Source organism: Burkholderia sp. BDU5, assembly GCF_001522845.1.
Classification (GTDB): Bacteria; Pseudomonadota; Gammaproteobacteria; order Burkholderiales; family Burkholderiaceae; genus Burkholderia; species Burkholderia mayonis.
This window is the reverse complement of record NZ_LOWC01000030.1, coordinates 1-24,273: the sequence shown is the minus strand read 5'-3', so window position 1 is coordinate 24,273 and position 24,273 is coordinate 1. Positions and strand designations below refer to the sequence as shown.

Genomic DNA, 24,273 nt, shown 5'->3' with positions numbered 1-24,273 from the left:
GCGCCCGATGCCGCGCATCGGGTGCGGTTGCGGGAACGTCGAAATCGGGTCGCGGCGCTTCGGCGGCGCCGCGCGCCCACCGCCTGGCGAGCGGCGCGGCCGCCCGGTTGCGCTGCACGCCGACAATCGGCAACTGCGCAAGGGCATGGATTTCCACCACGCCACGCCATGACAAGCAAGCGATGCGCACCGCATCGCGAGATCGGATCGGGCGCGCGCAATGCGCGCGACGCGCTCGCCCGCCTCGCGTCATCTCATGCACGCATGAACGGAAGCGGCCGCGCGCACCGCGCGCCAGCCGCTGGACGGACCGCGCGCTCCAGACGACGCGCCCCGCCGAGAACATGCGGCGCCCATCGCCCCGCTTTCGACGATCGCCTCTCACCCACGAGCAATTCAGTATTTCGCGTCGCACGGCAATCGGCTCCGCCGCACATTGCTAAACTCGCCGCTCGACCCCAAGCCAACCGACAGAGGTGAATCGATGTATCGCAAAGGCGCCGTCCTCGAAATCCAGTTTCCGCCGGAGCGGCTCAACGACGCCGCGGGCGATCCGTACTGGATCGATCTCACGCTCGATGAAGCGCGCCGCCTGCATCAGCAACTGAGCGCGCGCTTCGCGACCGACGCCAGCGCGAATCAGCCGCTCGACACGTTCTCGATCGACTGAAGCGGCCGGCGCGCCGCGCCGCGGGCAGTGCAGATTTCGACAAGACGGCGGCGCACCGCCGCGCGATACTCGGCGGCTTCACCGTCATGTCGGCCGCGCCCGGTCCGCTTCGCATGCCTGCTTCCGCTTCCCTCGTCGCCGCGGCGTTCGTCGCGCTGTGGTCCACGGGCTTCATCGTCGCGCGCGCGATCAAGCCCTACGCCGATCCGAATCTGTACCTGCTCGCGCGCTTCGTAGGCACCGCGCTCCTCTACACGTGCGTCGCGCTCGCCGTCCGTGCGCGTTGGCCCTCGGGGCGCGAATGGGGCCGGCATCTGTTCGCCGGCGCGCTGCTGCAAGGCGTCTATCTCGGCGCGAGCTATTGGGCCGTCGCGCAAGGGCTCAACGCCGGCGTGATGGCGCTCCTCGGCGCGCTTCAGCCGCTCGCGACCGCCGCGCTCGCCGCGCCGCTCTTCGGCGAGCGGCTGTCGGCGCGCGGCTGGCTCGGAATGGCGCTCGGCATCGCGGGCGTCGCGCTCGTGCTCGCGCCGAAGCTCGCCGCCGCCCGCGCGGCGGCGGGAGGCGCGCCCGCATGGGCCGTCGTCGCGATCGCGGTCGCCGCCGTCGCGTCGATCACGGCCGGCTCGCTCTATCAGAAAAGCTCGCTCGCGCAGACCGACCTGCGCACCGCCGTCGCCGTGCAGAACCTCGGCGCGGCGCTCGTCGCCGGCGCCGCCGCGCTCGCGCTCGGCGAAACCCGCTGGCACGGCGCGCCCGCGCTGTGGTTCTCGCTCGCGTGGGGCATCGCGATGCTGTCCGGCGTCGCGGTGATGCTGCTGATGGCGATGCTGCGCCGGGGCGAGGCGGCGCGCGCGACGTCGCTGCTGTTTCTCGCGCCGCCCCTCGCCGCGCTGCAGGGCTACGCGCTCTTCGGCGAGACGCTCGGGCCGCCGCAGATCGCCGGCTTCGCGGTCGCGCTCGCCGGCGTCACGCTCGCGCGCCGTAATTGACGGCCGGCATGCCCGCGCGAATCCGCCTCCGCGGCGGTCCCGGCGCACGCGTCCCCGCCGACGCGCGCATGCCCCGGCGCACCATCGCCGAACTTGCTACCATCGAGCGTCTCGACCGCTCGCCGTGCGTCGAACCCGATGCCCCCCGATCAAGGAGACCGCCCATGTCGTACACGCTGTACTACTCGCCGGGCGCGGCCAGCATGGCCGTCCATTGGATGCTGATCGAGCTGCGCGTGCCGTTCGACGTCTGCTGCATCAACATCGACGAAGGCATGCAGCATTCGCCCGACTATCGGCGACTGAATCCGACGGGCCGCGTGCCGACGCTCGTCGTCGACGGCGTGCCGCGCCACGAATCGACCGCGCTGCTGATGCTGCTCGCCGAGCGCCATCCGGAAGGCGGCTTCGCGCCGCCGCCCGGCACGCCCGAGCGCGCCGCGTGGTTCGAACTGATGATCTATCTGGCGAACACGCTGCTGCCGGCGATGCGCAACTGGTTCTACGCGGACATCGATGGCGATCCGGACGGCGCCGACGCGGTCCGCGCGCATGCGCGCCTTCAGATCGAAGCGGCGATGGACGAATTCGACGGCCGGCTGCGCGACGGCCGCAACCATCTGCTCGGCGGCGCGTCACCGAGCACCGCCGACTTCCTCGCGATCGTGCTGATGCGCTGGACGCGCAACATGCCGCGCACGGTGTTCGCGTGGCCGCATCTCGCGCGCTACGTCGAACGGATGCGCGCGCGGCCGTCGTTCGCCGAGCTGACCGCGCGCGAAGGGCTGACCGAATGGCTCAATGCGCCGGTTGGCGCGGCGGGATGACTTGCACGACCGCGTGCACGACCACGCGACTGCCGCACTCGCTGCAATCACCGCAATCGTTCGAGCCGCCGAGAACGGCCGATCCAACGCCGCCGCTTCGAAGGAACCCCGCATGCATGTCGATTCGCACGCCATCTTTGCCGTCTTTTCCGTGTATCTCGCGGGCGTCGTGATCCCGGGCCCGAACTTCGTCGCGGTCGCGCACAAGGCCGTCTCGGCGACCCGGCGCGACGCGCTCGCAATGGTGGGCGGCATCGTGCTCGTCAATCTGATGTGGGCGTCGTGCGCGATCCTCGGCGTCGGCATCGTGTTCGCCGCGTTTCCGTGGCTCGCGGTCGCGGTCAAGCTCGCGGGCGCCGCCTACCTGATCCGTTTCGGTTTCCGGCTGATTCGCGATGCCGGCCGCGCCGGCGTTCGACGCGCGACAGCGCCGGGCACGCCGCGGCACATGGGCAGCGATCGTGTCGGCGCCCGCCGCGCGTTTGCGCAAGGCCTGCTGACCAATCTCGCGAACCCCAAGTCGGTCGCGTTCTACGCGGCCGTGTTCGCATCGGCCGCGCCCGCGCATGTCGGCTGGCCAACCTTCGCGGCGATGCTCGCGATGGTCGCCACGGTCGCGACGAGCTGGTACGGCTTCGTCGCGCTCGCGCTGTCGCATGCGGACGTCGCGACCGCCTATCGACGCGGCCGCAAGGCGATCGACCGGTTCTGCGGCGGGCTCGTCGTCGCGCTGGGCGTCCGGCAACTGCTGCGCTGACGCGCGGGCTGTTCAGGAATCGCGCTTGTCGTCGCCGGGAGCAGCCGCTTCGTGCGCGCCATCCGCAACGCTCGGGCCACCGGCGTCATGTGCGTGATCCGCAGCGCCCGACGCAGTGGCGTCACTCGCAGCACCGGCACTGCCGGCCGGGCCAGCGGCCCCCGCCGCATCCGCGCCGCCCGCCGATCCGACGCTGCTCTGCACGGCTGCGGTGTCGTCGCTCGCGGCACCTGGGCCGCCCGTCGAACCAGCATCGCTCCCCGCCGCCCCCGCGCCGCCCGACGACGCGCTGCTCTCGGTATCCGCATCGCTCGCGGCCTCCACGCCCCCCGCCGAACCGACGTCGCTCCCCGCCGCCCCGGCGACGCCCGCCTCCGCGAGCGTCGCGCGCACGAGCGCGGAGCTCGTCCATTTGACGACGTTCATGAACTGCTGGAAGTCGAGCCCCCAGAAATCCTTCAGCACGACCATCGCCTCGGTGCCGTAAAGCAGCGACAACGATTGCGCGAGCCGTGCAGCCGCCGCCGGCGCGACGCCCGCCTGCAACAGCGGCTCGACCGCGAGCGACAGGAGCCGCTTGCGGTTGCCGCGCCGGTATTTCGGCTCGTCCTCGGCGCGCCGTGCACGCTCGTTCGCCCACTGCTGCAACGCGACCTGCAACGCGGCGCGCAATGCGCCTTCGTGCTGCTCCATCCGCGGATACGCGAAATCGAGCAGTTCATTGACCCGCGCCTCGACCGACGTCGACGTCGGCTGCCATTGCAGCACCGGCCCGAGGCTCTCGTCGACGACGGTGCTGACGAGCGCCGCCTGCGACGGGAAGTAGCGATAAGCGGTCGCGCGCGACACGCCGGACGCGTTCGCGAGTTCGGTGATCGACGGAAACCAGCCTTGCTCGAGCATCGACAGCGCGGTTTGCAGCAGCAGGTCGCGAGTCTGCGTGCGCGTTTCGGACAGCGTTTCCGTTGCGGATACGGTAGTTGGCATGTGTTTTGTGTGGGCGACCGCTGAGACGGCCGTCTCACCTGTGTTAAAGTTGTCGCGGAATCGAATCGCGGTACATCGGGCGACAAACGAACGATTGGCGAAGGAGACCAAATGGTACCCCACCGTAAACAGATCTACGTTGCGGCAACCGTTGATACAAAAGGCGCGGAAGCGCATTTCGTCAAGGACCGGATCGCCGACGCGGGGCTCCCGGCGGTCGTGGTCGATCTGTCTACGCGCGCGCCGGGGCTCGGGGCCGACATCGGCGCAGACACCGTCGCCGCGCATCATCCGGACGGCGCGGCCGCCGTGTTCTGCGGCGACCGCGGCCGCGCGATCGCCGCGATGGCGATCGCGTTCGAGCGCTACATCAAAAGCCGCGACGACGTCGCCGCGCTGATCGGCATCGGCGGCTCGGGCGGCACCGCGCTCATCACGCCGGCGATGCAGGCGCTGTCGATCGGCGTGCCGAAGCTGATGATCTCGACGATGGCGTCGGGCGACGTGTCCGCCTACGTCGGCTCGTCGGACATCGCGATGCTCTATTCGGTGACGGACGTCGCCGGCCTCAACCGGATCTCGCGGCAGGTGCTCGCGAACGGCGCCCACATGATCGCGGGCGCGGTGCGCGACATGCAGCCGCTGCCCGCCGACCTGAAGCCCGCGCTCGGGCTGACGATGTTCGGCGTGACGACGCCGTGCATCCAGGCGGTCGCGTCGCGGCTCGACGCCCGCTTCGACTGCATCGTGTTCCATGCGACGGGCAACGGCGGCCATGCGATGGAGAAGCTCGCGGACAGCGGCCTCCTCGACGGCGTGCTCGATCTCACCACCACCGAAGTCTGCGACCTGCTGATGGGCGGCGTGCTCGCGTGCGGCGAGGACCGCTTCGACGCGATCGCGCGCAGCCGCGTGCCGTACGTCGGCTCGTGCGGCGCGCTCGACATGGTGAACTTCGGCCATATCGACACGATGCCGCCCCGCTACGCGGGCCGCCTGCTGTACAAGCACAACCCGCAAGTCACGCTGATGCGCACGACGCCGGACGAGAACCGCCGGATCGGCGAGTGGATCGGCGCGAAGCTGAACGCGTGCGCGGGCCCCGTGCGCTTCCTGATTCCCGAAGGCGGCGTGTCGGCGCTCGACGCGCCGGGCCAGGCGTTCTGGAGCCCGGAAGCCGACGCGGCGCTCTTCGACGCGCTCGAGGCGACGGTGAACCAGACCGACAATCGCCGCCTCGTGCGCGTGCCCGCGCACATCAACGACCCACAGTTCGCCGACATCGCCGTCGAACACTTTTTATCGCTTCACGCAGCACACCGGAATTGAAGATGAAGAGACTGACACGCGCCGAGATCCTCGAAAAACTGCGCGCGACCATCGCGCGCGGCGAGCCGATCGTCGGTGGCGGCGCGGGAACGGGCCTGTCCGCGAAATGCGAGGAAGCGGGCGGCATCGACCTCATCGTGATCTACAACTCGGGCCGCTACCGGATGGCCGGGCGCGGCTCGCTCGCGGGGCTGCTCGCGTACGGCAACGCGAACGAGATCGTCGTCGACATGGCGCGCGAGGTGTTGCCCGTCGTCAAGTCGACGCCCGTGCTCGCGGGCGTGAACGGCACCGATCCGTTCTGCAATTTCGACGCGTTTCTCGACGAGCTGATCCGGCTCGGATTTTCCGGGGTGCAGAACTTCCCGACCGTCGGCCTCATCGACGGCAATTTCCGCGCGAATCTCGAAGAAACCGGGATGGGCTACGCGCTCGAAGTCGACATGATCCGCCTCGCGCACGGCAAGGGACTGCTGACGACGCCGTACGTATTCAGCGAAGCCGATGCGATCGCAATGACCGAAGCGGGCGCCGACATCGTCGTCGCGCACCTGGGCTTGACGACGGGCGGCACGATCGGCGCGAGCACCGCGCGCCGCCTCGCCGACTGCGTGCCGCTCGTGCGCCGCTGGGCCGATGCGGCAAAATCGGTGCGCGACGACGTGATCGTGCTGTGCCATGGCGGTCCGATCGCGTCGCCCGAGGACGCCGCGTACATCCTGCGCGAGTGCCCGCAGTGCCACGGTTTCTACGGCGCGAGCTCGATGGAGCGCCTGCCGGCCGAAACCGCATTGACCGACATGACGCGGCGCTTCAAGGAGATCGACAGGCGCGTCGCGTCATGATGCCCGCGCGCGTGCGCGCGCCTCTACGAGGAACCGAACGACGATGAACCACACCTCCTTCGCCAGCAGTGTCATCGACGCGCCGACCGAGCGCGTCTGGGCGTTCTTCCGCGATTTCAACGGCCTCGCCGCGTTTCATCCGGCGATCGTCGAAAGCCGGCTCGAGCCGGGCCCGGACGCGCACACGGTGGGCGCGATCCGGTACCTGACGCTGCAGGACGGCTTCGTTCGCGAAAAGCTGCTGAAGCTCGACGAGCCGAGTCACGCGCTCGAGTATTCGATCGTCGAGACGTCGATGCCGGTGCGCAACTATGTCGCGGGCGTGAAGCTCTTCCCCGTCACCGACTCGGGCAAGACGTTCGCGCAATGGTGGGCGAACTTCACGACCGAAGGCGTCGAGTTACAGCCGATTGCGGCGTCGATCAGCGAGCATGTGTTCGCGGCGGGATTTCGCGCGCTCTCGGACAAGCTGCGCGCGCGCTGACATGTCGCAGATGTGTTTCGCCGCGCCGATGCCCGTTTCGGGCGTCGTGCGCGGCTTGCCGGCGGCTTCTGCCGCCGCTGCGTCGCACCGCCGGCTTGCGGTGCGGCAACGCAGCCCCGCCGGCGAGTTCTCGGGTTCTGGCAATGGCCCTCGGATGAAGCCGGAACCTTTTTGGCCGACCTTGACGGGCCGGCCACTTTCTATTCGCAATCGCGCCGCGCATGAAGGCGCCTCCCCACGCAGGAAGCGAACGGGCCGCGCATAGCGCGCGATCCGTTCGCACACCGCAACACTTGCGACACGCGGGCGCAGCTGCGCCGCCCGGAATTCACCTGGATTAAGTTATTCGCCGCCCTGCGTGCGCCCAAAAAGATGCATTTGCCGAACATCAATGCTGCCCTGTCTCGCGACCGATAGCTTGGAAGAAACGAAGCCAGCGAGGGGCGAATCATGAAAGACCTGCAATCGACCCGTGGCCAACTCCGCGCCACGTTCCTGTCCGTCGTGCTGAGCGCCGTCGTAGCGGCGAGCGCGAGCGCGCATGCCGCGACGGCAACCGGCAAGATTTCCGGCGACTTCGGTCCGCCGCAAGGCGAGCCGATCCACGCGGCGCTCGTGAGCCCGCCGAACGTGCCGCCGCCCATCACCCGCCGCTATCCGGCGAAGGTCATCGTCGATCTCGAAGTCGTCGAGAAAGTGATGCCGATCGCGGACGGCGTGAACTACACGTTCTGGACCTTCGGCGGCGCTGTGCCCGGCAACTTCATCCGCGTGTGGCAAGGCGACACGGTCGAATTCCATCTCAAGAATCGTCCGGACAGCAAAATGCCGCACAACATCGATCTGCACGCGGTGACGGGACCGGGTGGCGGCGCGGCGTCGAGCTTCACCGCACCGGGCCACGAATCGCGCTTCACGTTCAAGGCGCTGAACGAAGGGCTCTACGTGTATCACTGCGCGACCGCGCCCGTCGGCATGCACGTCGCGAACGGGATGTACGGCCTGATTCTCGTCGAGCCGCCGGAAGGGCTGTCGAAGGTCGACCACGAGTATTACGTGATGCAGGGCGACTTCTACACGAACGGCAAGTATCGCGAGAAGGGGCTGCAATCGCTCGACATGGACAAGGTGATCGACGAGCGCCCGACCTACGTCGTCTTCAATGGCGCCGAAGGCACGCTGACGGGCGACAAGGCGATGCGCGCGCGCACCGACGAAACGGTGCGCCTGTTCGTCGGCAACGGCGGACCGAATCTCGTGTCGAGCTTCCACGTGATCGGCGCGGTGTTCGACAAGGTGCGCGCGGACGGCTCCGACGTCACGCAGAGCAACGTGCAGACGACGCTGATTCCAGCGGGCGGCGCGGCGACGATCGAGTTCCATACGCGCGTGCCTGGCAACTACACGTTCGTCGATCACTCGATCTTCCGCGCGTTCAACAAGGGCGCGCTCGCGATCCTCAAGGTCGACGGTCCGGACAACAAGGCGGTCTATTCGGGCAAAGAGCTCGATACGCTCTACAGCGGCGATCGTGCGGCCGCCGCGGCCGGATCGGTCCCCGCGGCGAACGCGACACCGGCCGCCGCGGGCGCGAATGCCTGCGCTTCGCTCGTCAGGACGCGTACAACGACGCCCGCCGCGCCGCTTTCGCTGCAAGAACAAGTGAAAGCGGGCGGCGCGGTGTTCGCGAGCACCTGCGGTGTGCCACCAGAGCGGCGGCGCCGGCCTGCCGGGCGTGTTCCCGCCGCTCGCCGGCTCCGATTTCCTCGCCGCGAATCCGAAGCGCGCGATCGGCATCCTGCTGCACGGGCTGAACGGCAAGGTGACGGTCAACGGCCGCGATTACGATTCGGCGATGCCGCCGATGGCGCAACTGACCGACGACGAAGTCGCGAATGTGCTGACCTACGTGCTGAACAACTGGGGCAATCCGGGCGGCCGGGTCGGCGCGGACGAGGTCGCGAAGGTCCGCACGAAGACGCCCGCGGTCGCCGAGGCTTCGCACTGACACGATCCACCGACGCCAGGGAGCGACGGCCATGCGCGCTTCGTCGACATCGTCACGCGCGATTCGACTCGCCCGCATCGCGGCGATCGCACTGGCGCTTGCATTCGCTGCGGCGGGCGCGCATGCCGCGCGCTTCGTGCAGCTGCCGGGCGGCGACTTCGAAAGCGCGCTGCCGCAAGACGTGCCGGGCCGCTCGACGCCCGTGCACATCGACGCGTTCGAGCTGCAGGACGCGCCCGTGACGGTCCGCGCGTTCGCTGCGTTCGTGAGCGCGCATCCCGAATGGCGGCGCGATCGCGTCGCGCGCGTATTCGCCGGTCCCGCGTATCTCGCCGATTGGGCCGACCCGCTGCATCCCGCGCAGCCGACGTCGCCCGACGCGCCCGTCACGGGCGTCAGCTGGTTCGCCGCGCGCGCGTATTGCGCGAGCGAAGGCGCCCGGCTGCCGACGTGGCTCGAATGGGAATACGCGGCGGCCGCCGACGCGACGCGCACCGACGCGCGCAACGATCCGCTGTGGCGCAGGCAGATCCTGTCGTGGTATGAGCAGCCCGCCGCGCGCGTGCTGCCGCCCGTCGGCGGCGCGCCGAACGCCTACGGCGTACGCAACCTGCACGGGCTGATCTGGGAATGGGTCGACGACTTCAATGCGCTCTTCATCAGCGGCGACAGCCGCACGCAAGGCGACCCGGACCAGCAACGGTTTTGCGGCGCCGGCGCGATCAGCATCGTGCGGCGCGACAGCTACGCGGTGCTGATGCGCGTCGCGCTACTGTCTTCCCTCACCGGTGCGGATTCGACCGGAAGCCTTGGTTTTCGCTGCGCCCGTTCGATTTCAGGAGAAATGATATGAAGCTTGGACACCTCACCCGGCGCGGCGCGCTCGCGCTGATCGCCGCCGCATGCGTCGCGACGACCGCCGAAGGCGCGGGCCTGCCCGTCGCAGCCGAGCAAGCGACCGCTGCGACGGCAACCGATTCGCTCTACCCGGCAAACGCAACGCTGACCGATCAGGACGGCAAAACGTTCCGCCTGGCCGATTTGCGCGGCATGCCGACGCTCGTCAGCATGTTCTACACGTCGTGCAAGATGGTCTGCCCGATGCTGTTCGAGACGATCGGCCTCACGCTCGACGCGGGCGGCGAGGCGGCGCGCAAACGGATCAAGGTCGTCGCGGTGACGATCGATCCCGATCGCGATTCGGTCGCGGTGCTGCGCAAGACCGCGAACGCGCACGGCCTCGATGCACGCTGGCGGCTTGCGCGCACCGATCGCGACAGCACGCGCGCCGTCGCCGCGCTGCTCGGCATTCAGTACCGGAAGCTCGCGAGCGGCGAGTTCAATCATTCGAGCACGATCGTGCTGCTCGATGCCGACGGACGCATCGTCGCGCACACGAACACGCTCGGCGAGACGGACCCGGCGTTCGTCGATGCAATGCGCAAGCAGTTGGCCGCGCAATAAAAAAACGGCGACGCGAGGCGTCGCCGCTCGTCCGTCGAACGCTGCGGCATGCCGTGCGTCTCGCGCGAACGCGCTCTGCATCGAACCTCGCCGGATGTCCATGCGCCGCCGCATCCCCGTATGGCATCCCTTCGATCGCGCGTTGCACGCCTGTCGAAATCGGCACACGCCGCCGCGCATCGATCGCCAGCGCGCGAGAGCGCGGGCACACGGCCTTGCGCCCGCTGCGCGCCGCCATGCCGTCACGCGCATTCACGCACCGCACCGCCCGCGAGCCGCATCCGCGCGACTCGCGGCGCGCGCCCGGCTCCATCACGCGCCTTCGCGCTTCTTCGCCTGCAGCGCGCGAATCCGCATCACGGCCGCGGCGTCGTGCACCGTCGACTCGTACATCTGCGCGAGATCGTGCTTGAGCGCAGTGCGCGAGCCGCCGTCGAGATACACCATGTGCCCCGACGGATAGAACCGCGCCGACAGGTTCTCGCGCACCTTCGGATCGTCGAGCGGCATCTGCTGCAAGTCGAGCACCGTCTGGTAGAACGGCGTGACGAAGTCGTAGAGGCCGTTCGCCGACAGCACCTTCAGGTCGACGTTGAGCGCCATCACGGCGGCGAGATCGCCCGCCGTGTAGAGGATCACGTTGCCCTTCGCGTCGACGCCCTGCTGCTCGCCCGTCGAATCGACATGGCCGAAGTCCCAGTACTTGAACGCCTGGTCGTTCAGGTCGGTGAACGACGAATTCGACGTGTACTTCAATTGCTCGTTCAGATACGCGTTCCACATCGCCGTGTAGACGCCGGACACCGCCGTCATCGTCGGATCGTTGCCGCCCGAGTTCGGATCGATCTTGCCCGCGATCCCCGATTCGATTCCCGTCACGCGGCCGTCGTACCCGCCGAGCGCCAAGCCGCGCGCCTTCAGCAGCGTCGTCAGGAACAGCGAATTGCCGCGCGTGTCGTAGCCCGCGATGTCGAGGCTCCACGACAACAGCGTCGTCGTGTCGATGCCGGTATAGTCGGACAGCTTCTTGACGACGGCCGCGTCGGCGTGCGGGAACTTGCGCAGCGCGTCGAGATAGTCGGTGCGCGCGAACTGCGCGACTTCCTCGACGAACGCGCCGAGATCGGTCGGCGCCGGCGCGACGCCGAGCCGCTTGTGATACCACGCGTCGGCGGCCGCGGTCGGCAGCGCGCCGACCGGGTTGCCCGCCTGCTTGTAGTCGAGGATCGACGATTGCAGCGTGATGCCGTTCAGGTCGACGCCGTCCTCATGCAGCTTGTACGCGAGCACGCAGCTGCGCGCGGTGCCGTACGATTCGCCGAACAGGAACTTCGGCGAATTCCAGCGGTTGTTCTTCGTCAGATAGCGCTTGATGAACTGCTTGATCGAGTTCGCGTCCTGGTCGACGCCCCAGAAATCGCGGTTCTTGTGCGGCGCGATCGCCGCCGAATAGCCGGTGCCGACCGGATTGATGAACACGAGATCGCTCTTGTCGATCAGGCTGTCCGGATTGTCTTCCATCCGGTATGGCGCGGGCGGCGTGAAGCTCGGCATCGACGTCTTGATCCGCCTCGGCGCGAACGATCCGAGCAGCACGAACACCGCCGACGAGCCCGGTCCGCCGTTGTAGAAGAACGTGACGGGCCGCGATTCCTCCAGTTGCCCGTCCTGCGTGAACGCGACGTAGAAGATCTTCGCGTTCGGCTGTGAACTGCTCGGGTCGACGGTCACGAGGTGGCCCGCCGTCGCGGCGTACGCGATCGTGCGGCCGTCGATCTGGATCGTGTGATGCGTGAGCGCCTCGGCCTCGGTCGTGTCCGTCACAGAATCGTCGGGACCGTTGCCGTACGCGACCGGATCGAAGAATGGCTGATCGCCGTCCGCCTTCGGCGTCACGACGGTCGGCGGCGCATGGACCGAAGCCGACGCGCCGTGATGCAGCGGCTGCACGCCGCCGGAAGATGTCGTATCGATGCTCATCGTGCTGCTCCTTCTGGTTCTATTAGGTGGTGCATGAACGAATCGTCAATCGTGCCAAACCGTTTGCGGTCGATTGCGACGGCGCGCGTGTCTCGGGCAACCGATCGCGTCGAGCCGGCACCGGACCGCATCGGCTTCGCGCGACGCGCGTCCGCTGCCACGACCGCTTCGCCGCAATCGCAGCGAAGCACCGTTGCGATGCCGGCGTCGCCGCTGCGGCTACGCGGGCGCCTTTGCTCACCGCGTCGTCACCGCGTCGACGCCCGGCTCGCCGGCGCCGTCGAGCGGCATGGCTTGCGCCGCCGAACCGCTGCGGTTGGCACCGCCGCCATCGGCCCCGCGCCGCAAAATCTCCGGCGCCGCGACGCCGACGTCAAACGCCCCGACGCCGCAGCCTGCGAGCCGTCGCATCGAGTGCGACGGCGCGTCGGCAGATGAAGCGCTGTCGGAGCGTCGCGCCGGCTCGCGATCATCCCGCCGCGCCGCTCTTCAGCGCCGCCGCGACCTTCGCGCCGTCGGGGCTGCCAAGCCCCGTGCACGCGTCCCAGCCGGGCGTCGCCGCATATGCGCCGTTGTCGCCGACCGAGACGTCGCGCAGCGCGCCCGTGTTCCGGTACAGCTTCGGGTTGATCCAGCCTGCCGGGCTGCCCGCCGCCGCGTTGATCCGCGCGACGAGCGCGGCCCACAGCGGCGCGACGGCGCTCGTGCCGCCCATCGCCGTCGACGTGCCCGCGACGAGCACCTCGTAGCCCGTCGCAGGCGACGCGTCGCCCGCGACGTCGGGCACGCCGCGCTTCGTGAGCGGCGACGCGCTTCCGCCCTGCGCGAGCGTCGCGCTCAGGCCCTTCTGCCAGTCCGGCACGTCGAACACGGCGCTCACGCCGCCGCCCGTCGAGCCGCCGCCCGCCGCATCGTCGTTCCACACGACTTCGCTGCGGATGCCCTGCCCCGGCAGCGCGTCGAGCCGCGTGCCGCCGCACGCGAGCACGTACGGGCTCGATGCCGGGAAGTCGACGTGATTCGCGCCGTCCTGCAGGCCGTCGCTCGAGCCGGCGTCGCCGGACGCCGCGCACACGGTCACGCCGAGCGCCGCGGCCGATTGCAGCACGCGGTTGAACGCCTGCAGCGATTGCGACGTCCACGCGGCCTCCGGACCGCCCCAACTGATCGTTACGACCGACGGCCGGTTCGTCGTGTCGTGCACCGCCTGGTTGACCGCCTGGATGAAGCCGGCGTCGCTGTTCTGCGTGAAATAGACGGCGAGCGTCGCGCCGGGTGCGATCGCGCCCGCGACCTCGAGATCGAGCGCGACTTCGCCGTCCGGCCCGCTGGGATCGCCGGTCGGCGCGTTGCGGCCGGCGCCGACGTTCACGTCGACGAGCGTCGGCTGCCGCGCGAGCCCGAGGCCGCTGAAATACTGCTGGATCTCGGCGGGCCGATATCCGCCGCCGAGCTCGACGACGGCGATGCATTGGCCCGCGCCGTCGCCAGGCGGGAAATCGTAGAGCGCCGCGAGCTGCGGCGGCGTGTAGGTGACGGCGACGCCGCGCGCGGGCTGGAAGGTCGGCCGCACCCGGAAATGCGGGCGTGCCTGCGGACGGTTGTCGAGCCCGAGCACCGCGGTGACGACGTCGTGCAGTTCGTCGGGCAGCGTGACGTCGCCCGTGCGTCCGCGATACTGGCCGATCGTCCGATGCTCGAAGCGCTGCAGCTTCACGCCGAACGCCGCCTCGAACTGCACGATCGTGCCCGACAGCACGACGACGCTCTCGACCGGATCGACGCGCGCGACCGTCAGACCGTGCTGCTTCGCGAACGCTTCGACTTTTCCGACGTCGTCGGGATGCGCGCAGAAACGCTGGGCGAACGCTTCGCGCGAGACCGGCTTCGCGTCGGGATCGCCGCTCGCGAGGCCTTGCAACAGCGTGGCGAGGTGCTGCTCTTCCTGCCGCCGCAACATCACCATCACGTGGATCGTCTCGGCCGGATCGCATGGACCGATGCACGTGGATTCGGCGACGATTTGCGGTTCGTTGCCGGCGTGAAGATGCCTTGCCATATTCGGATCCTCCAGAAGCCGTGGTAACGGGTTGTCAGGATTCGGACACGGTCGCGCGATCGCAGTTCCGACCGGTATGTCGGACGGCGCACACACGCCGTCGACAGGACCATGCGACAGTACGGCAGAGCAAGTGTAAAGCACGCGCGGCGATCCTGTGTCGGCATCTCGAGCGTTCGTGACGGCGCATTCATGGCATCGCGGGGTCGGGCACGCGACGTTCGGCCCACCGCGAACGACGCGTGCCCGCGCAGGCGGGCGCGGGCCTCGCACGACGTGCGCGGCCCGCGAATTCCGGCGCTTCGCGGTTAGTTGCTTCGCATGCGCCAATGGCCGCGTGTGTTGACGCCGACGGCGATGCCGGCGTTCGCGCGCGTCGCGTCAGTCGATCGACAGCCGCAGCGCGAAGCCGAGCAGCACGGCCGAGAAGGTCCAGCGCTGCGCGGTCTGCGCAAGCGGATGCGCGCGCAACCATCCCGCGACGCGCGTCGCACCCGCGACGCACGCGAGATCGAAGCACAGGCCCGCGAGCACGAGCACCGCGCCGAGCACCGCCATCTGCACGATTACCGGCGCGCCGCCCCGCTGGACGAACTGCGGCAGCAGCACCGAGCAGAACAGCAGCGCCTTCGGGTTGAGCAGATTGGTGAGGAGCCCTTTGACGAAGGTCTGGCGCAGCCGCACGGCGGGCTGCGCCAGACCTTCGTCGGACAGCGCGAACGCCGGCGAGCGGAAGATCTGCACGGCGAGGTACGCGAGATACAGCGCGCCGCCGTAGCGCACGGTCTCGTAGAGCCACGGCGCGCTCTTGAGGAGCGCGGCGACGCCGCACGCGGACAGCGTGACGTGCACGGCGCGCGCGAGCCCGAGCCCGGCCGCGGCGGCCGCACCGTGACGCGCGCCGCGGCCGATGCCCGTTTGCAGCACGCACGCCATGTCGGGCCCGGGCACCGCGTAAATGGCGACGACGGCAGCGACGTAGACGAGCAGCAAGTGAGCGGAAAACATGGTCAAACCCGGGTGTCGAAAGGGTTCCATGATGCGTCTGCTCGATGAGGGTTTATTGGCTTATTTGGTTGGGTTACCCGCCAAACTTATCGGAATACACTACTAGTAAGCGCTTTTTTAGAGCATTTCCATATCATGATCGATCTCGACAAAACCGACCGCGCCATCCTCGCCGCGGTGCAGCTCGACGGCCGCATCCCGGTCGCCCGCCTCGCCGACTCGGTAGGGCTGAGCGAAACGCCGTGCGCACGCCGCCTCAAGCGGCTCGAAAGCGACGGCTACATCGAGCGCTACCGCGCGCAACTGTCGCGCAACGCACTCGGCTTCGGCGTCGTCGCATTCGTGCTGCTGCGCTGCGCGGTTCACGACCGCGGCGTCGCGAACCGCTTCGAGCGCGAAGTGCTCGGCATTCCGCGCATCCTGTCGTGCCACAACGTGTCGGGCTCCGCCGACTATCTGCTGCAAGTCGTCGCGCACGATCTCGACGACTACGGGATGTTTCTGCGCGAGACGCTGCGCGTGCTGCCGGGCGTCACGTCGATCGAATCGGCGCTGTCGCTGCGCGAGGTGAAGCGCGAGGCCGAGCTGCCGATTCCTTGAGCGGCGGCGCGCGTCGCCGCCGACCGGGCGCGGCGCGAGCCGTGCGCGCAACGGAGACCGGCGCGCACGCGAGCCTCGCCGTCTGTCGACGCCGCTTGCGCGTCCGCTATCATGCATGGCCTCCGATACGCATTTTCGAGCCCCCCGCGATGACCGAAGCCGAACCGATCTGCGTCGAACAATTCGTCGCCCGCCCGCCTGCACAGGTCTGGGCGGCGCTCACCGAACCCGCGGCGCTCGCGCGCTGGTGGGCGGCGGGCGACGTACGCCCCGTGCCCGGCCACCGTTTCACGCTCGACATGGGCCCGTGGGGCCGGCAGCCATGCGAAGTCACCACGGTCGAACCCGAGCGCCGCTTCGCGATCGCGTTCGCGAAAAGCTCGCTCGACACGACGATCTCGTGGCGGCTCGAACCGGAATCCGGCGGCACACGCGTGTTCCTCGAGCATGCGGGCTTCGATCTCGACGCGCCGCAAGCGCGGATCGCGTACGAAGGGATGAAGCGCGGCTGGCCTGCCGTGCTCGCGCGAATCGGGCAGGCGATCGGGAACTGAACCCGCCCCGCGCTCGATTCCCCGACCTCGCAGCCGACGAATCGCGCCCCCTTTGAGCGCTGTCATCAAACTGCCGGATCGCGAGCGCTAGGATCAAACGGTCCGTCTCATCAAGGGCCGTCATGAACCACCCCCTGTCCGCCGCGACGAGCGGAGAGCTCGGTCGCACCCGGCATCTGGGCATCGCGCTCCTCGTCGCGCTCGTCGCAAGCGGCGCCGCCTACGTGTTCGTCCATCTGTTCGCCGATCTCGCACCCGTCGGCAAGCGCTCCATATTCCCCTATCTGCTGCTCGGCGTCGCGCTCGCGATCGCGCTCGGCTTCGAGTTCGTCAACGGCTTCCACGACACCGCGAACGCCGTCGCGACCGTCATCTACACGCATTCGCTCACGCCGAACGTCGCGGTGATCTGGTCGGGCATCTGGAATTTTCTCGGCGTGGCGGCGTCGACGGGCGCGGTCGCGTTCGGCATCCTGCAGTTGCTGCCCGTCGAGCTGATCCTGCAGGTCGGTCATGGCGCGGGCTTCGCGATGGTGTTCGCGCTGCTGATCGCGGCGATCGCATGGAATCTCGCGACCTGGTACTTCGGGCTGCCGTCGTCGAGCTCGCATACGCTGATCGGCTCGATCATCGGCGTCGGGCTCGCGAACCAATTGATGCATGGGCCGTCGGGCACGAGCGGCGTCGATTGGGCGCAGGCGGCGGGCGTCGGCAAGTCGCTGCTGCTCTCGCCGATCGTCGGTTTCCTGTGCGCGGGCCTCCTGCTCGCCGCGCTGAAGGCGCTCGTGCGCGTGCCGACCCTCTATCGCGAGCCGCAGAAGAACGAGCCGCCGCCGTTCTGGGTCCGCTGCCTGCTGATCCTGACCTGCACCGGCGTGTCGTTCGCGCACGGCTCGAACGACGGCCAGAAAGGCATGGGGCTCATCATGCTGATCCTGATCGGCACGGTGCCGACCGCATACGCGCTCAACAAGGCCGTCACGCCCGGCGAGACGCAGACGTTCATCGCCGTCGCGCACCAGGCGGCCGCGACACTCACGCGCTACGCGGGCGACGCACCGCCGTCGCCGAATCCTCGCGCCGACGTCGAAGCGTACGTGCAGTCGCGCCAACTGAGCCGCGCGACGCTGCCTGCGGTCCGGCAACTGTCGGGCTCGCTCGCGGCCGAGGTCGGCGCGACGGGCTCGATCGCGAAAGTCCCCGAAGGCCAGGCGGACAACGTGCGCAATACGATGTATCTCGTGTCCGAGGCGCTGCGCCTGATGGAGAAAACCGGACAGCCGGCGTTCTCGCCGCAGGACCGCCGCGCGCTCGACGGCTATCGCGCGCAGCTCGATCACGCGACGAAGTTCATTCCGACCTGGGTGAAGGTCGCGGTCGCGACCGCGCTCGGTCTCGGCACGACGGTCGGCTGGCGACGCATCGTCGTGACCGTCGGCGAGAAGATCGGCAAGCAGCATCTGACCTACGGGCAAGGCGCGTCGGCGGAAGTCGTCGCGATGCTGACGATCGGCGCGGCGGACGCGTACGGATTGCCCGTGTCGACGACGCACGTGCTGTCGTCGGGCGTCGCGGGCACGATGGCCGCGAACGGCTCGGGACTGCAATGGGGCACCGTGCGCAGCCTCGTGCTCGCGTGGGCGCTGACGCTGCCCGCATCGATCGTGCTCGCGGGCGCGCTCTACTGGGGCTTCCACGCGCTGCTCTGACGCCATGCGCGCACGCAGCCGGATTGCAGCGCAAGATTCGGAGCGCGTCGTGTCGGCCGTCCCGCTAGACTCGCCGCATCGACCCATTCATGATGCAGCGAGGAAGCACCGATGAATACGACGTCCGAACCATCCGCGGCAGCCGCTCGGACGCACGACGAAACGACGGCCTTCGCATCGCGCGAAGCGGCGCTCGCGCGGCGGATCGACGCGCTCGCGTGGCAGACGATCGAGCAGGATCTCGACCGCGACGGCCGCGCGATCGTCCGCGGGCTGCTCGCACGCCGCACGTGCGAAGCGCTCGCCGCGCTCTATGCGCGCGACGACTTGTTCCGCAGCCGCGTGACGATGGCGCGCCACGGTTTCGGCCGCGGCGAATACAAGTATTTCGGTTATCCGCTGCCGCGCGTGATACACGCGCTGCGCACTGCGCTCTATCCGCATCTCGCGCCGATCGCGAACCGCTGGAATACGCTGATGCGCGTCGATGCACGCTTCCCCGTCGAGCACGCCCGGTTCATCGAGCGCTGTCATGCCGCCGGTCAGTTGCGTCCGACGCCATTGCTGCTGCGCTACGGCGAAGGCGATTACAACCGCCTGCATCAGGATCTGTACGGCGAGCACGAATTTCCGCTGCAGGCGGCGATCCTGCTGTCCGAGCCGGGCGTCGATTTCGCGGGCGGCGAGTTCGTCATCACCGAACAACGGCCGCGCATGCAGTCGCGCGTGGACGTCGTGCCGCTCGAGCAAGGCGATGCGGTGATCTTCGCCGTGCATCATCGGCCCGTGCAAGGCGCGCGCGGCGCATATCGGGTGAATCTGCGGCATGGCGTGAGCCGTCTGCACGCCGGGCGGCGACACACGCTCGGGATCATCTTTCACGACGCGCTGTGACGCCGGACGCGACGAGACGCGCGCTCTTACGGACAATGCACGCCGCTTCGCATTCGCCCCAATCTTCTCGCTCGGCGAATCGGCCATGTCGAATGAAATGGTTGCGCATGCATCCATCTGCCGCGCCGCACAGGCATCGGCCATGCGATTCGACGGGCCAGAGCGAATCCACGTTCGCGCGCACGATTCGACCATCGCGCCGCCGAGCGCCGCTCGATCATCCGACATGTCCACGCATGCCGGACATGCAACCGAATTGAAAGATATGCTTACGTTGCGAAACGAGATTCATCAGGATAATTGACGATACCGTCGAGCATGCAATCTCCTCCACAGCAGCGCATTCATGTTTTGCGTGTGCTAGCGAAACGTCGAAAACGAATCGATCGCGCTCGCCAATGTTCGGCATCACCCCGTTCGTCAATTTACCTGCATGCGGGACCGCCGCACGCGCCGCCTATTCGCTACTCTTTCCGGCAGCCAGGATCGGCCGCGGTCGCGCGACGCTCGTTAGCCACCGAAGGCCTCGCAACATCGCTCGACGTGCGCCGCTCGTGATTCGGAACGGAGGTGGAACCATACGTAATTTCTTCGATCTGGTCGGACAAGCGGCATCCCGCACGCCGGATGCCGAGGCGCTAGTCACCGACGACACTCGGCTCACCTATCGCGCACTCGCCGCGCGGAGCCTGTCATTCGCCGAGCGGCTGCAAGCGCTCGAGATCGCGCCAGGCAAGCGGCTCGCGATCTTTCTCGACAAGCGCGTCGAGGCCGTCGTCGCGATGCTCGGCGCGGCCGCCGCAGGCGTCGTGTTCGTGCCGATCAATCCGATCCTCAAGCCCGATCAGGTCAATCACATCCTCGCCGACAGCGGAGCGCGCTGCATCGTCACGTCGTCGCTGCGCGCACGGATTCTCGGCGACGACGTGCTCGCGACCATTCCATACGTGATCCTGATCGATGCGAAGACGCAAGCGCCGACGCCTTCCTCGCGCACGACGTATCTGCGATGGACTCAGGCTGACGCGCCGCCCGAGTCTGCCGCGAATGCCCACGCAAGCGCGGCAACGTCACGGCAAACCGACACGATCGATACCGATCTCACCGCGCTCCTTTACACGCCCGGCTCGACCGGCCACCCGAAAGGCGTGATGCTCAGCCATCGCAGTCTGCTGGAGGGTGCATGGAGTGTCGCGCACTATCTGCGTCACACGGCCGCAGACCGCATTCTCGCGGCGCTGCCGCTCGGCTTCGACGCCGGCCTCAGCCAGCTGACGACCGCATGGGCCGCAGGCGCAACCGCCGTGCTCGTCGATTATCTGATGCCGGCGGACATCGTCGACATCTGCCGGCGCGAGCGGATCACCGGCTTCGCGGGCGTGCCGCCGCTCTGGATCCAGCTCTCGCGCGCCGCGTGGCCCGACGACACGCGCGCGCGGCTACGCTATTTCGCGAACACCGGCGGTCACATGCCGCAACCTGTGTTGCGCGCGCTGCGCAGCCTTTTTCCGCACGCGCTGCCGTATCTGATGTACGGACTGACCGAGGCGTTCCGCTCGACCTATCTCGATCCCGCCGAAGCCGATCGCCGGCCCGATTCGATCGGCAAGGCAGTGCCGAACGCGCGAATCCTCGTCGTGCGCGAGGACGGCGCGCCGTGCGCGCCGAATGAGGTCGGCGAGCTCGTTCACGTCGATGCGTGCGTGACGCTCGGCTACTGGAACGATCCTGCACGCACCACGCTCCGCTATCGGCCGTCGCCCGATGCGCGGCCGGGCGGCGCGCAGCGTGAGACGGCCGTCTGGTCGGGCGATCTCGTGCGCCGCGACGACGATGGATTCCTCTATTTCGTCTCCCGCAACGATGCGCGGATCAAGAGCTCCGGCTACCGGATCTGCCCGGAAGAGATCGAAGATGTCGCGCACGCGAGCGGACTCGTTGCCGAGGCCGTCGCGCTCGGCGTGCCGCACGACGAGCTCGGCGAGGCGATCACGCTCGTCGTCGTGCCGTTGTCCATCGACTCGTTCACGCCCGATGCGCTGCGCACGTGGTGTGCGAAGCAACTGCCGCCATACATGGTGCCCTATACGATCGCGACGCGCGCGTCGCTGCCACGCAACCCGAACGGGAAATTCGACCGCATCGCGTTGCGCGCGGATGCGGCGAACCTCGTCGAAACGCTTTGACGGCGAGCCTGCCGTGCAAGGCAATTGACCGCCGCGCGGCGTTTCGGGTCGACCTTCCCACGCGGCCGGCACGCATGTCGCGAAACTCGCGCGCACGATGCGGCAGCCTTCGCTTACAACCGCATTTCGCCCGCTCGATGCGCTGCGCTGAATTGCCGCGCTCACGTCCACGAGCGCTCGGCGACACGCACTACAGCCGCGCGCGCCCGCATTCGGCCGAATCATTTCTCAGCGCCAGTTTCCGTTCCGCCACGAATATATTCGCGCGCCATTCCTCGATGGAAAACAAGAATTTACCGCGCATCTAATAAACCCGAATCCGTTCGAATATCCACTCGATACCATTCCCTACTGATAGCGATTTCGCGAAACGATGCGGCACTTACTCGGCTCGCACAAAAATCTCGTCCACGCAAAAACGAAATGAACTCGCCCATTGCATCAAGCCAGCGGTTTAAATTCCGGGTGCCGTATCGAACAGGCCACACCCCGTCTCCACATGGGCCAGATCGTTGCAGACAGTGAAAAACACATGGGGTATCGAGATAAAAATATCGAACATCGCCTCAAAATAAATCGCCGATTATCCGAACGCCGCTCTTGCAATCGTTATTACATTTGATATTATTTCCGGACAATTTCAACGTCATTGCGTTATCCGATTTTCATTGGCGACGCGTCCCCAATCCGGTACACGGCACTTCCAAAAGTCTTGATTTTCAATAATGGGGGCATGCAAATTGAGCAGGCTGCTTCAACGCGAATATCGAACAGGTGGGGATGACGGCGCGGGGTCGTCGGGAGAAAGCGCTTCGGCACCGATGTTCTCCGCCGCCTTGCCGGAATCGCGCGACGTCCGCACGCTGATCGAGACTTTCAGGCAGGCGGCGCTGCAGATCGGCTATCAGTATCATGCGATCGTCGAGCTGTCGGGCAAGTCGCATTCCGCGTCGGTCAACGTCGTCTCGCTGCACTACCCGACAGAGTGGATCGAGCATTACACGCGCAACGACTACTTCGACATCGATCCCGTCCCTCGCGCGGCGTTCCGGTACAGCACGCCGTTCTCGTGGAGCGACGTTGCGACGTCGAACCTGTGTGAACGGAATCTGCTGATGGAAGCGGAGGACGCGGGCCTCGACAACGGAATCAGCATTCCGCTTCATCAGCCGCTCGGACACGTGTTGCTGATCAACCTGTCCGGCACCGCGCCGACACACGACGCCGAAGCGAAATGGCGCAACGCCTATCTGCTCAGCATGCAGTTCCATCTGCAATTCCAGAGCATGCGAACGAGCCGCCCCATTCCGCCTTCCGTCCACCTGACGGATCGCGAGCAGATATGCCTGACCTGGGTCGCGCGCGGCAAGTCGTCGTGGGTCATTGCAAACATGCTCGACATCTCCAAGTACACGGTCGACTTCCACATCGAGAACGCGATGGAGAAGCTCAACACGCGCAGCCGCACGTTCGCCGCCGTGAAGGCGACGCGACAAGGGCTGATTTTTCCATGAATTCACCATCCATCCGGGTGCGTTAGGGCCGTCCGTCACGCCCGCCGCGTCGTGCGCCGACGCGACGCGATCGGCCGATTGCATCGGAATCCTGATCGAGCCGCGTCGAACGCCATTCCGTACGCCGTCGTCATCGTCGCCATGCAGCGGCGAGGACATGTCGCGTTCGTATGCGGCGCGCGTTCGGTGCGTGGCCGGATCGTCGTCACGGCGACGCGCGCGCCTCTCAACCATCACCGCTCATACGCGATCGCACGCGCCTTATCTTCACGCCGACGATCGATCCATCGGAGAACGAAGCGCCATGTCATACATCATCGCCGGCCGATTGAACGAACTGCCGCCGCACGTTCAGGCCGATCTCGGCGCGTATCGCTACGACGTGTTCGTCCGCCGGCTCGGCTGGACGATCGCGGCCCACGCGCGCGACGATCATGCGGAATGGGACGAGTTCGACGGTCCGTCGACGATCCACGTCGTCGCACTCGACGACGCGCGTCGAGTATGCGGCTATGCGCGCCTGTTGCCGACGACGGGCCCGTACCTGCTGCGCGATGTCTTTCCGCATCTGCTCGGCTCGGCGCCCGCGCCGCAATCGCCGACGGTCTGGGAGATGTCGCGCTTCGCCGCATCGCGCCGGCGCCGCCGCGCGACCGGGCACCAACCGCTCGGGATGGATTTCTTTCCGTCGGTGCTCTCGGTGGCCGCGTCGCTCGGCGCGACGCGCGTGGTCGGCGTGATGTCGCTGTCGATCGAGCGCCTGTACCGGCGCTCGGGATTCGCGCTGCAGCGCCTCGGCAACGCGGCGCCGTACGCAGGCGGCAGCATCTCCGCGTGCTCGGTCGAATTGCCGCGCCTCGCGTTCGCGCCGTTCGGCCGGATGCAGTGCGCGTCGTGCCTGTCGATGCATTGACGCGAGCGCGTCTGGGCGAGACGCGCGTCTTGTCGTTTTTGCCGATTTCGCCATGTCCGACGTCCGACGCGCAAGCTCGCTTTGTCGCTCGCCGTTCGGCGTCGCTCGGATATCCGCCGAGGCCACGCGCCGTCGGATTGGACGGCCTCCGCCAACTTCGCTGACTGTGCGCCAAGGCTTATGGCCACGGCCTCAGCCGGCTGGCCGCGAGGCAGCCGATTTTGCCGGGCGCTCGGCACTCCCGTCTCGGGATTCCTCATTCGCTTGCACGTCGGTGCTCGCGCTGCCGCCGGCCGCGAGCGTCCGGTCACGCGCGCCGCCGCGCCGCCAGTGCAGCGTCCGCCATCCCGATGCGTCCATGCAGGCCGGCCCCAGTCCCGTCATTCGATCCGGCCCTCATCGACATCCGCAGCTTTATGACTGTCGCGGACAAATAGAAATGTCCGGTTTTGTAGCAAATGAAATGTCCGCATGTTGGCGGGGGCGGCAAGCCGGC

General features: G+C 67.8%; 22 protein-coding genes and 1 pseudogene. 18 read left to right on the top strand and 5 right to left on the bottom strand.

Features of this window, described 5'->3' with window-relative positions:
• Positions 1–484 precede the first annotated feature (484 nt).
• The 4 genes from WS69_RS06225 to WS69_RS06210 all read left to right on the top strand — a co-directional run bounded on the left by WS69_RS06225 (position 485) and on the right by WS69_RS06210 (position 3,243).
• The gene (locus WS69_RS06225; RefSeq protein WP_059469934.1) at positions 485–670 is read left to right on the top strand and encodes a hypothetical protein; all 186 of its coding nucleotides are present in this window, start codon (positions 485–487) and stop codon (positions 668–670) included.
• A gap of 86 nt (positions 671–756) precedes the next feature.
• On the top strand, positions 757–1,659 hold the full coding sequence (locus tag WS69_RS06220) for a DMT family transporter (protein WP_059469933.1): 903 nt from the start codon (positions 757–759) through the stop codon (positions 1,657–1,659).
• Positions 1,660–1,823: 164 nt separating this feature from the next.
• Positions 1,824–2,486, top strand: coding sequence for a glutathione S-transferase family protein (locus WS69_RS06215; RefSeq protein WP_059469932.1), 663 nt, complete (start codon positions 1,824–1,826; stop codon positions 2,484–2,486).
• 112 nt (positions 2,487–2,598) lie between these two features.
• The gene (locus WS69_RS06210; protein ID WP_059469931.1) at positions 2,599–3,243 is read left to right on the top strand and encodes a LysE family translocator; all 645 of its coding nucleotides are present in this window, start codon (positions 2,599–2,601) and stop codon (positions 3,241–3,243) included.
• Positions 3,244–3,255: 12 nt separating this feature from the next.
• Here the strand turns inward: WS69_RS06210 and WS69_RS06205 are convergent, their stop codons facing one another.
• Positions 3,256–4,230: a TetR/AcrR family transcriptional regulator gene (locus tag WS69_RS06205; RefSeq protein ID WP_059469930.1), complete on the bottom strand. Its 975-nt coding sequence runs from the start codon at positions 4,228–4,230 to the stop codon at positions 3,256–3,258.
• Positions 4,231–4,341: 111 nt separating this feature from the next.
• Here WS69_RS06205 and WS69_RS06200 point away from each other — a divergent pair, with 111 nt between their 5' ends.
• The 6 genes and pseudogenes from WS69_RS06200 to WS69_RS06175 all read left to right on the top strand — a co-directional run bounded on the left by WS69_RS06200 (position 4,342) and on the right by WS69_RS06175 (position 10,360).
• Complete coding sequence (locus tag WS69_RS06200) at positions 4,342–5,559, top strand: Tm-1-like ATP-binding domain-containing protein (RefSeq protein WP_059469929.1); 1,218 nt, start codon at positions 4,342–4,344, stop codon at positions 5,557–5,559.
• A gap of 2 nt (positions 5,560–5,561) precedes the next feature.
• Positions 5,562–6,404: a phosphoenolpyruvate hydrolase family protein gene (locus WS69_RS06195; protein ID WP_059469928.1), complete on the top strand. Its 843-nt coding sequence runs from the start codon at positions 5,562–5,564 to the stop codon at positions 6,402–6,404.
• Between the two features lie 43 nt (positions 6,405–6,447).
• Positions 6,448–6,888, top strand: a complete 441-nt coding sequence (locus WS69_RS06190; RefSeq protein WP_059469927.1) for an SRPBCC family protein — start codon at positions 6,448–6,450, stop codon at positions 6,886–6,888.
• A 450-nt stretch (positions 6,889–7,338) separates the two neighbouring features.
• Positions 7,339–8,896 (top strand): annotated as a pseudogene (gene nirK, locus WS69_RS06185) (copper-containing nitrite reductase).
• Positions 8,897–8,927: 31 nt separating this feature from the next.
• The gene (locus WS69_RS06180; protein ID WP_059469926.1) at positions 8,928–9,749 is read left to right on the top strand and encodes a formylglycine-generating enzyme family protein; all 822 of its coding nucleotides are present in this window, start codon (positions 8,928–8,930) and stop codon (positions 9,747–9,749) included.
• The gene (locus tag WS69_RS06175) at positions 9,746–10,360 is read left to right on the top strand and encodes an SCO family protein (RefSeq protein ID WP_059469925.1); all 615 of its coding nucleotides are present in this window, start codon (positions 9,746–9,748) and stop codon (positions 10,358–10,360) included. Before WS69_RS06180 ends, WS69_RS06175 begins: the two co-directional genes overlap by 4 nt.
• 312 nt (positions 10,361–10,672) lie before the next feature.
• On the opposite strand, the gene WS69_RS06170 is transcribed toward WS69_RS06175, so the two are convergent.
• The 4 genes from WS69_RS06170 to WS69_RS06160 all read right to left on the bottom strand — a co-directional run bounded on the left by WS69_RS06170 (position 10,673) and on the right by WS69_RS06160 (position 15,407).
• On the bottom strand, positions 10,673–12,340 hold the full coding sequence (locus WS69_RS06170; protein ID WP_059469924.1) for a S10 family peptidase: 1,668 nt from the start codon (positions 12,338–12,340) through the stop codon (positions 10,673–10,675).
• Between the two features lie 237 nt (positions 12,341–12,577).
• The gene (locus WS69_RS33010) at positions 12,578–12,751 is read right to left on the bottom strand and encodes a hypothetical protein (RefSeq protein WP_156437963.1); all 174 of its coding nucleotides are present in this window, start codon (positions 12,749–12,751) and stop codon (positions 12,578–12,580) included.
• A 58-nt stretch (positions 12,752–12,809) separates the two neighbouring features.
• Positions 12,810–14,399, bottom strand: coding sequence for a S53 family peptidase (locus WS69_RS06165; RefSeq protein WP_059469923.1), 1,590 nt, complete (start codon positions 14,397–14,399; stop codon positions 12,810–12,812).
• Positions 14,400–14,780: 381 nt separating this feature from the next.
• Entirely contained in the window at positions 14,781–15,407 is a 627-nt protein-coding gene (locus WS69_RS06160) for a LysE family translocator (protein ID WP_059469922.1), read from the bottom strand.
• Positions 15,408–15,542: 135 nt separating this feature from the next.
• Here WS69_RS06160 and WS69_RS06155 point away from each other — a divergent pair, with 135 nt between their 5' ends.
• The 8 genes from WS69_RS06155 (at position 15,543) to WS69_RS06125 (ending at position 23,777) form a co-directional block, all read left to right on the top strand.
• Positions 15,543–16,007 (top strand): Lrp/AsnC family transcriptional regulator, encoded by a 465-nt coding sequence (locus WS69_RS06155; RefSeq protein ID WP_059469921.1) that lies wholly within the window; start codon positions 15,543–15,545, stop codon positions 16,005–16,007.
• Positions 16,008–16,156: 149 nt separating this feature from the next.
• Positions 16,157–16,561: an SRPBCC family protein gene (locus tag WS69_RS06150; RefSeq protein WP_059469920.1), complete on the top strand. Its 405-nt coding sequence runs from the start codon at positions 16,157–16,159 to the stop codon at positions 16,559–16,561.
• A gap of 122 nt (positions 16,562–16,683) precedes the next feature.
• Positions 16,684–18,270 (top strand): inorganic phosphate transporter, encoded by a 1,587-nt coding sequence (locus WS69_RS06145; protein WP_059469919.1) that lies wholly within the window; start codon positions 16,684–16,686, stop codon positions 18,268–18,270.
• Positions 18,271–18,381: 111 nt separating this feature from the next.
• Positions 18,382–19,164 (top strand): 2OG-Fe(II) oxygenase, encoded by a 783-nt coding sequence (locus WS69_RS06140; RefSeq protein ID WP_059469918.1) that lies wholly within the window; start codon positions 18,382–18,384, stop codon positions 19,162–19,164.
• Between the two features lie 85 nt (positions 19,165–19,249).
• On the top strand, positions 19,250–19,468 hold the full coding sequence (locus WS69_RS34020; protein ID WP_197419216.1) for an AMP-binding protein: 219 nt from the start codon (positions 19,250–19,252) through the stop codon (positions 19,466–19,468).
• A gap of 274 nt (positions 19,469–19,742) precedes the next feature.
• Entirely contained in the window at positions 19,743–21,350 is a 1,608-nt protein-coding gene (locus WS69_RS06135) for an acyl-CoA ligase (AMP-forming), exosortase A system-associated (RefSeq protein WP_059469965.1), read from the top strand.
• Between the two features lie 821 nt (positions 21,351–22,171).
• The gene (locus WS69_RS06130; RefSeq protein ID WP_059469917.1) at positions 22,172–22,864 is read left to right on the top strand and encodes a LuxR family transcriptional regulator; all 693 of its coding nucleotides are present in this window, start codon (positions 22,172–22,174) and stop codon (positions 22,862–22,864) included.
• 304 nt (positions 22,865–23,168) lie between these two features.
• Positions 23,169–23,777: an acyl-homoserine-lactone synthase gene (locus tag WS69_RS06125; RefSeq protein WP_059469916.1), complete on the top strand. Its 609-nt coding sequence runs from the start codon at positions 23,169–23,171 to the stop codon at positions 23,775–23,777.
• The last annotated feature ends 496 nt before the right edge of the window (positions 23,778–24,273 follow it).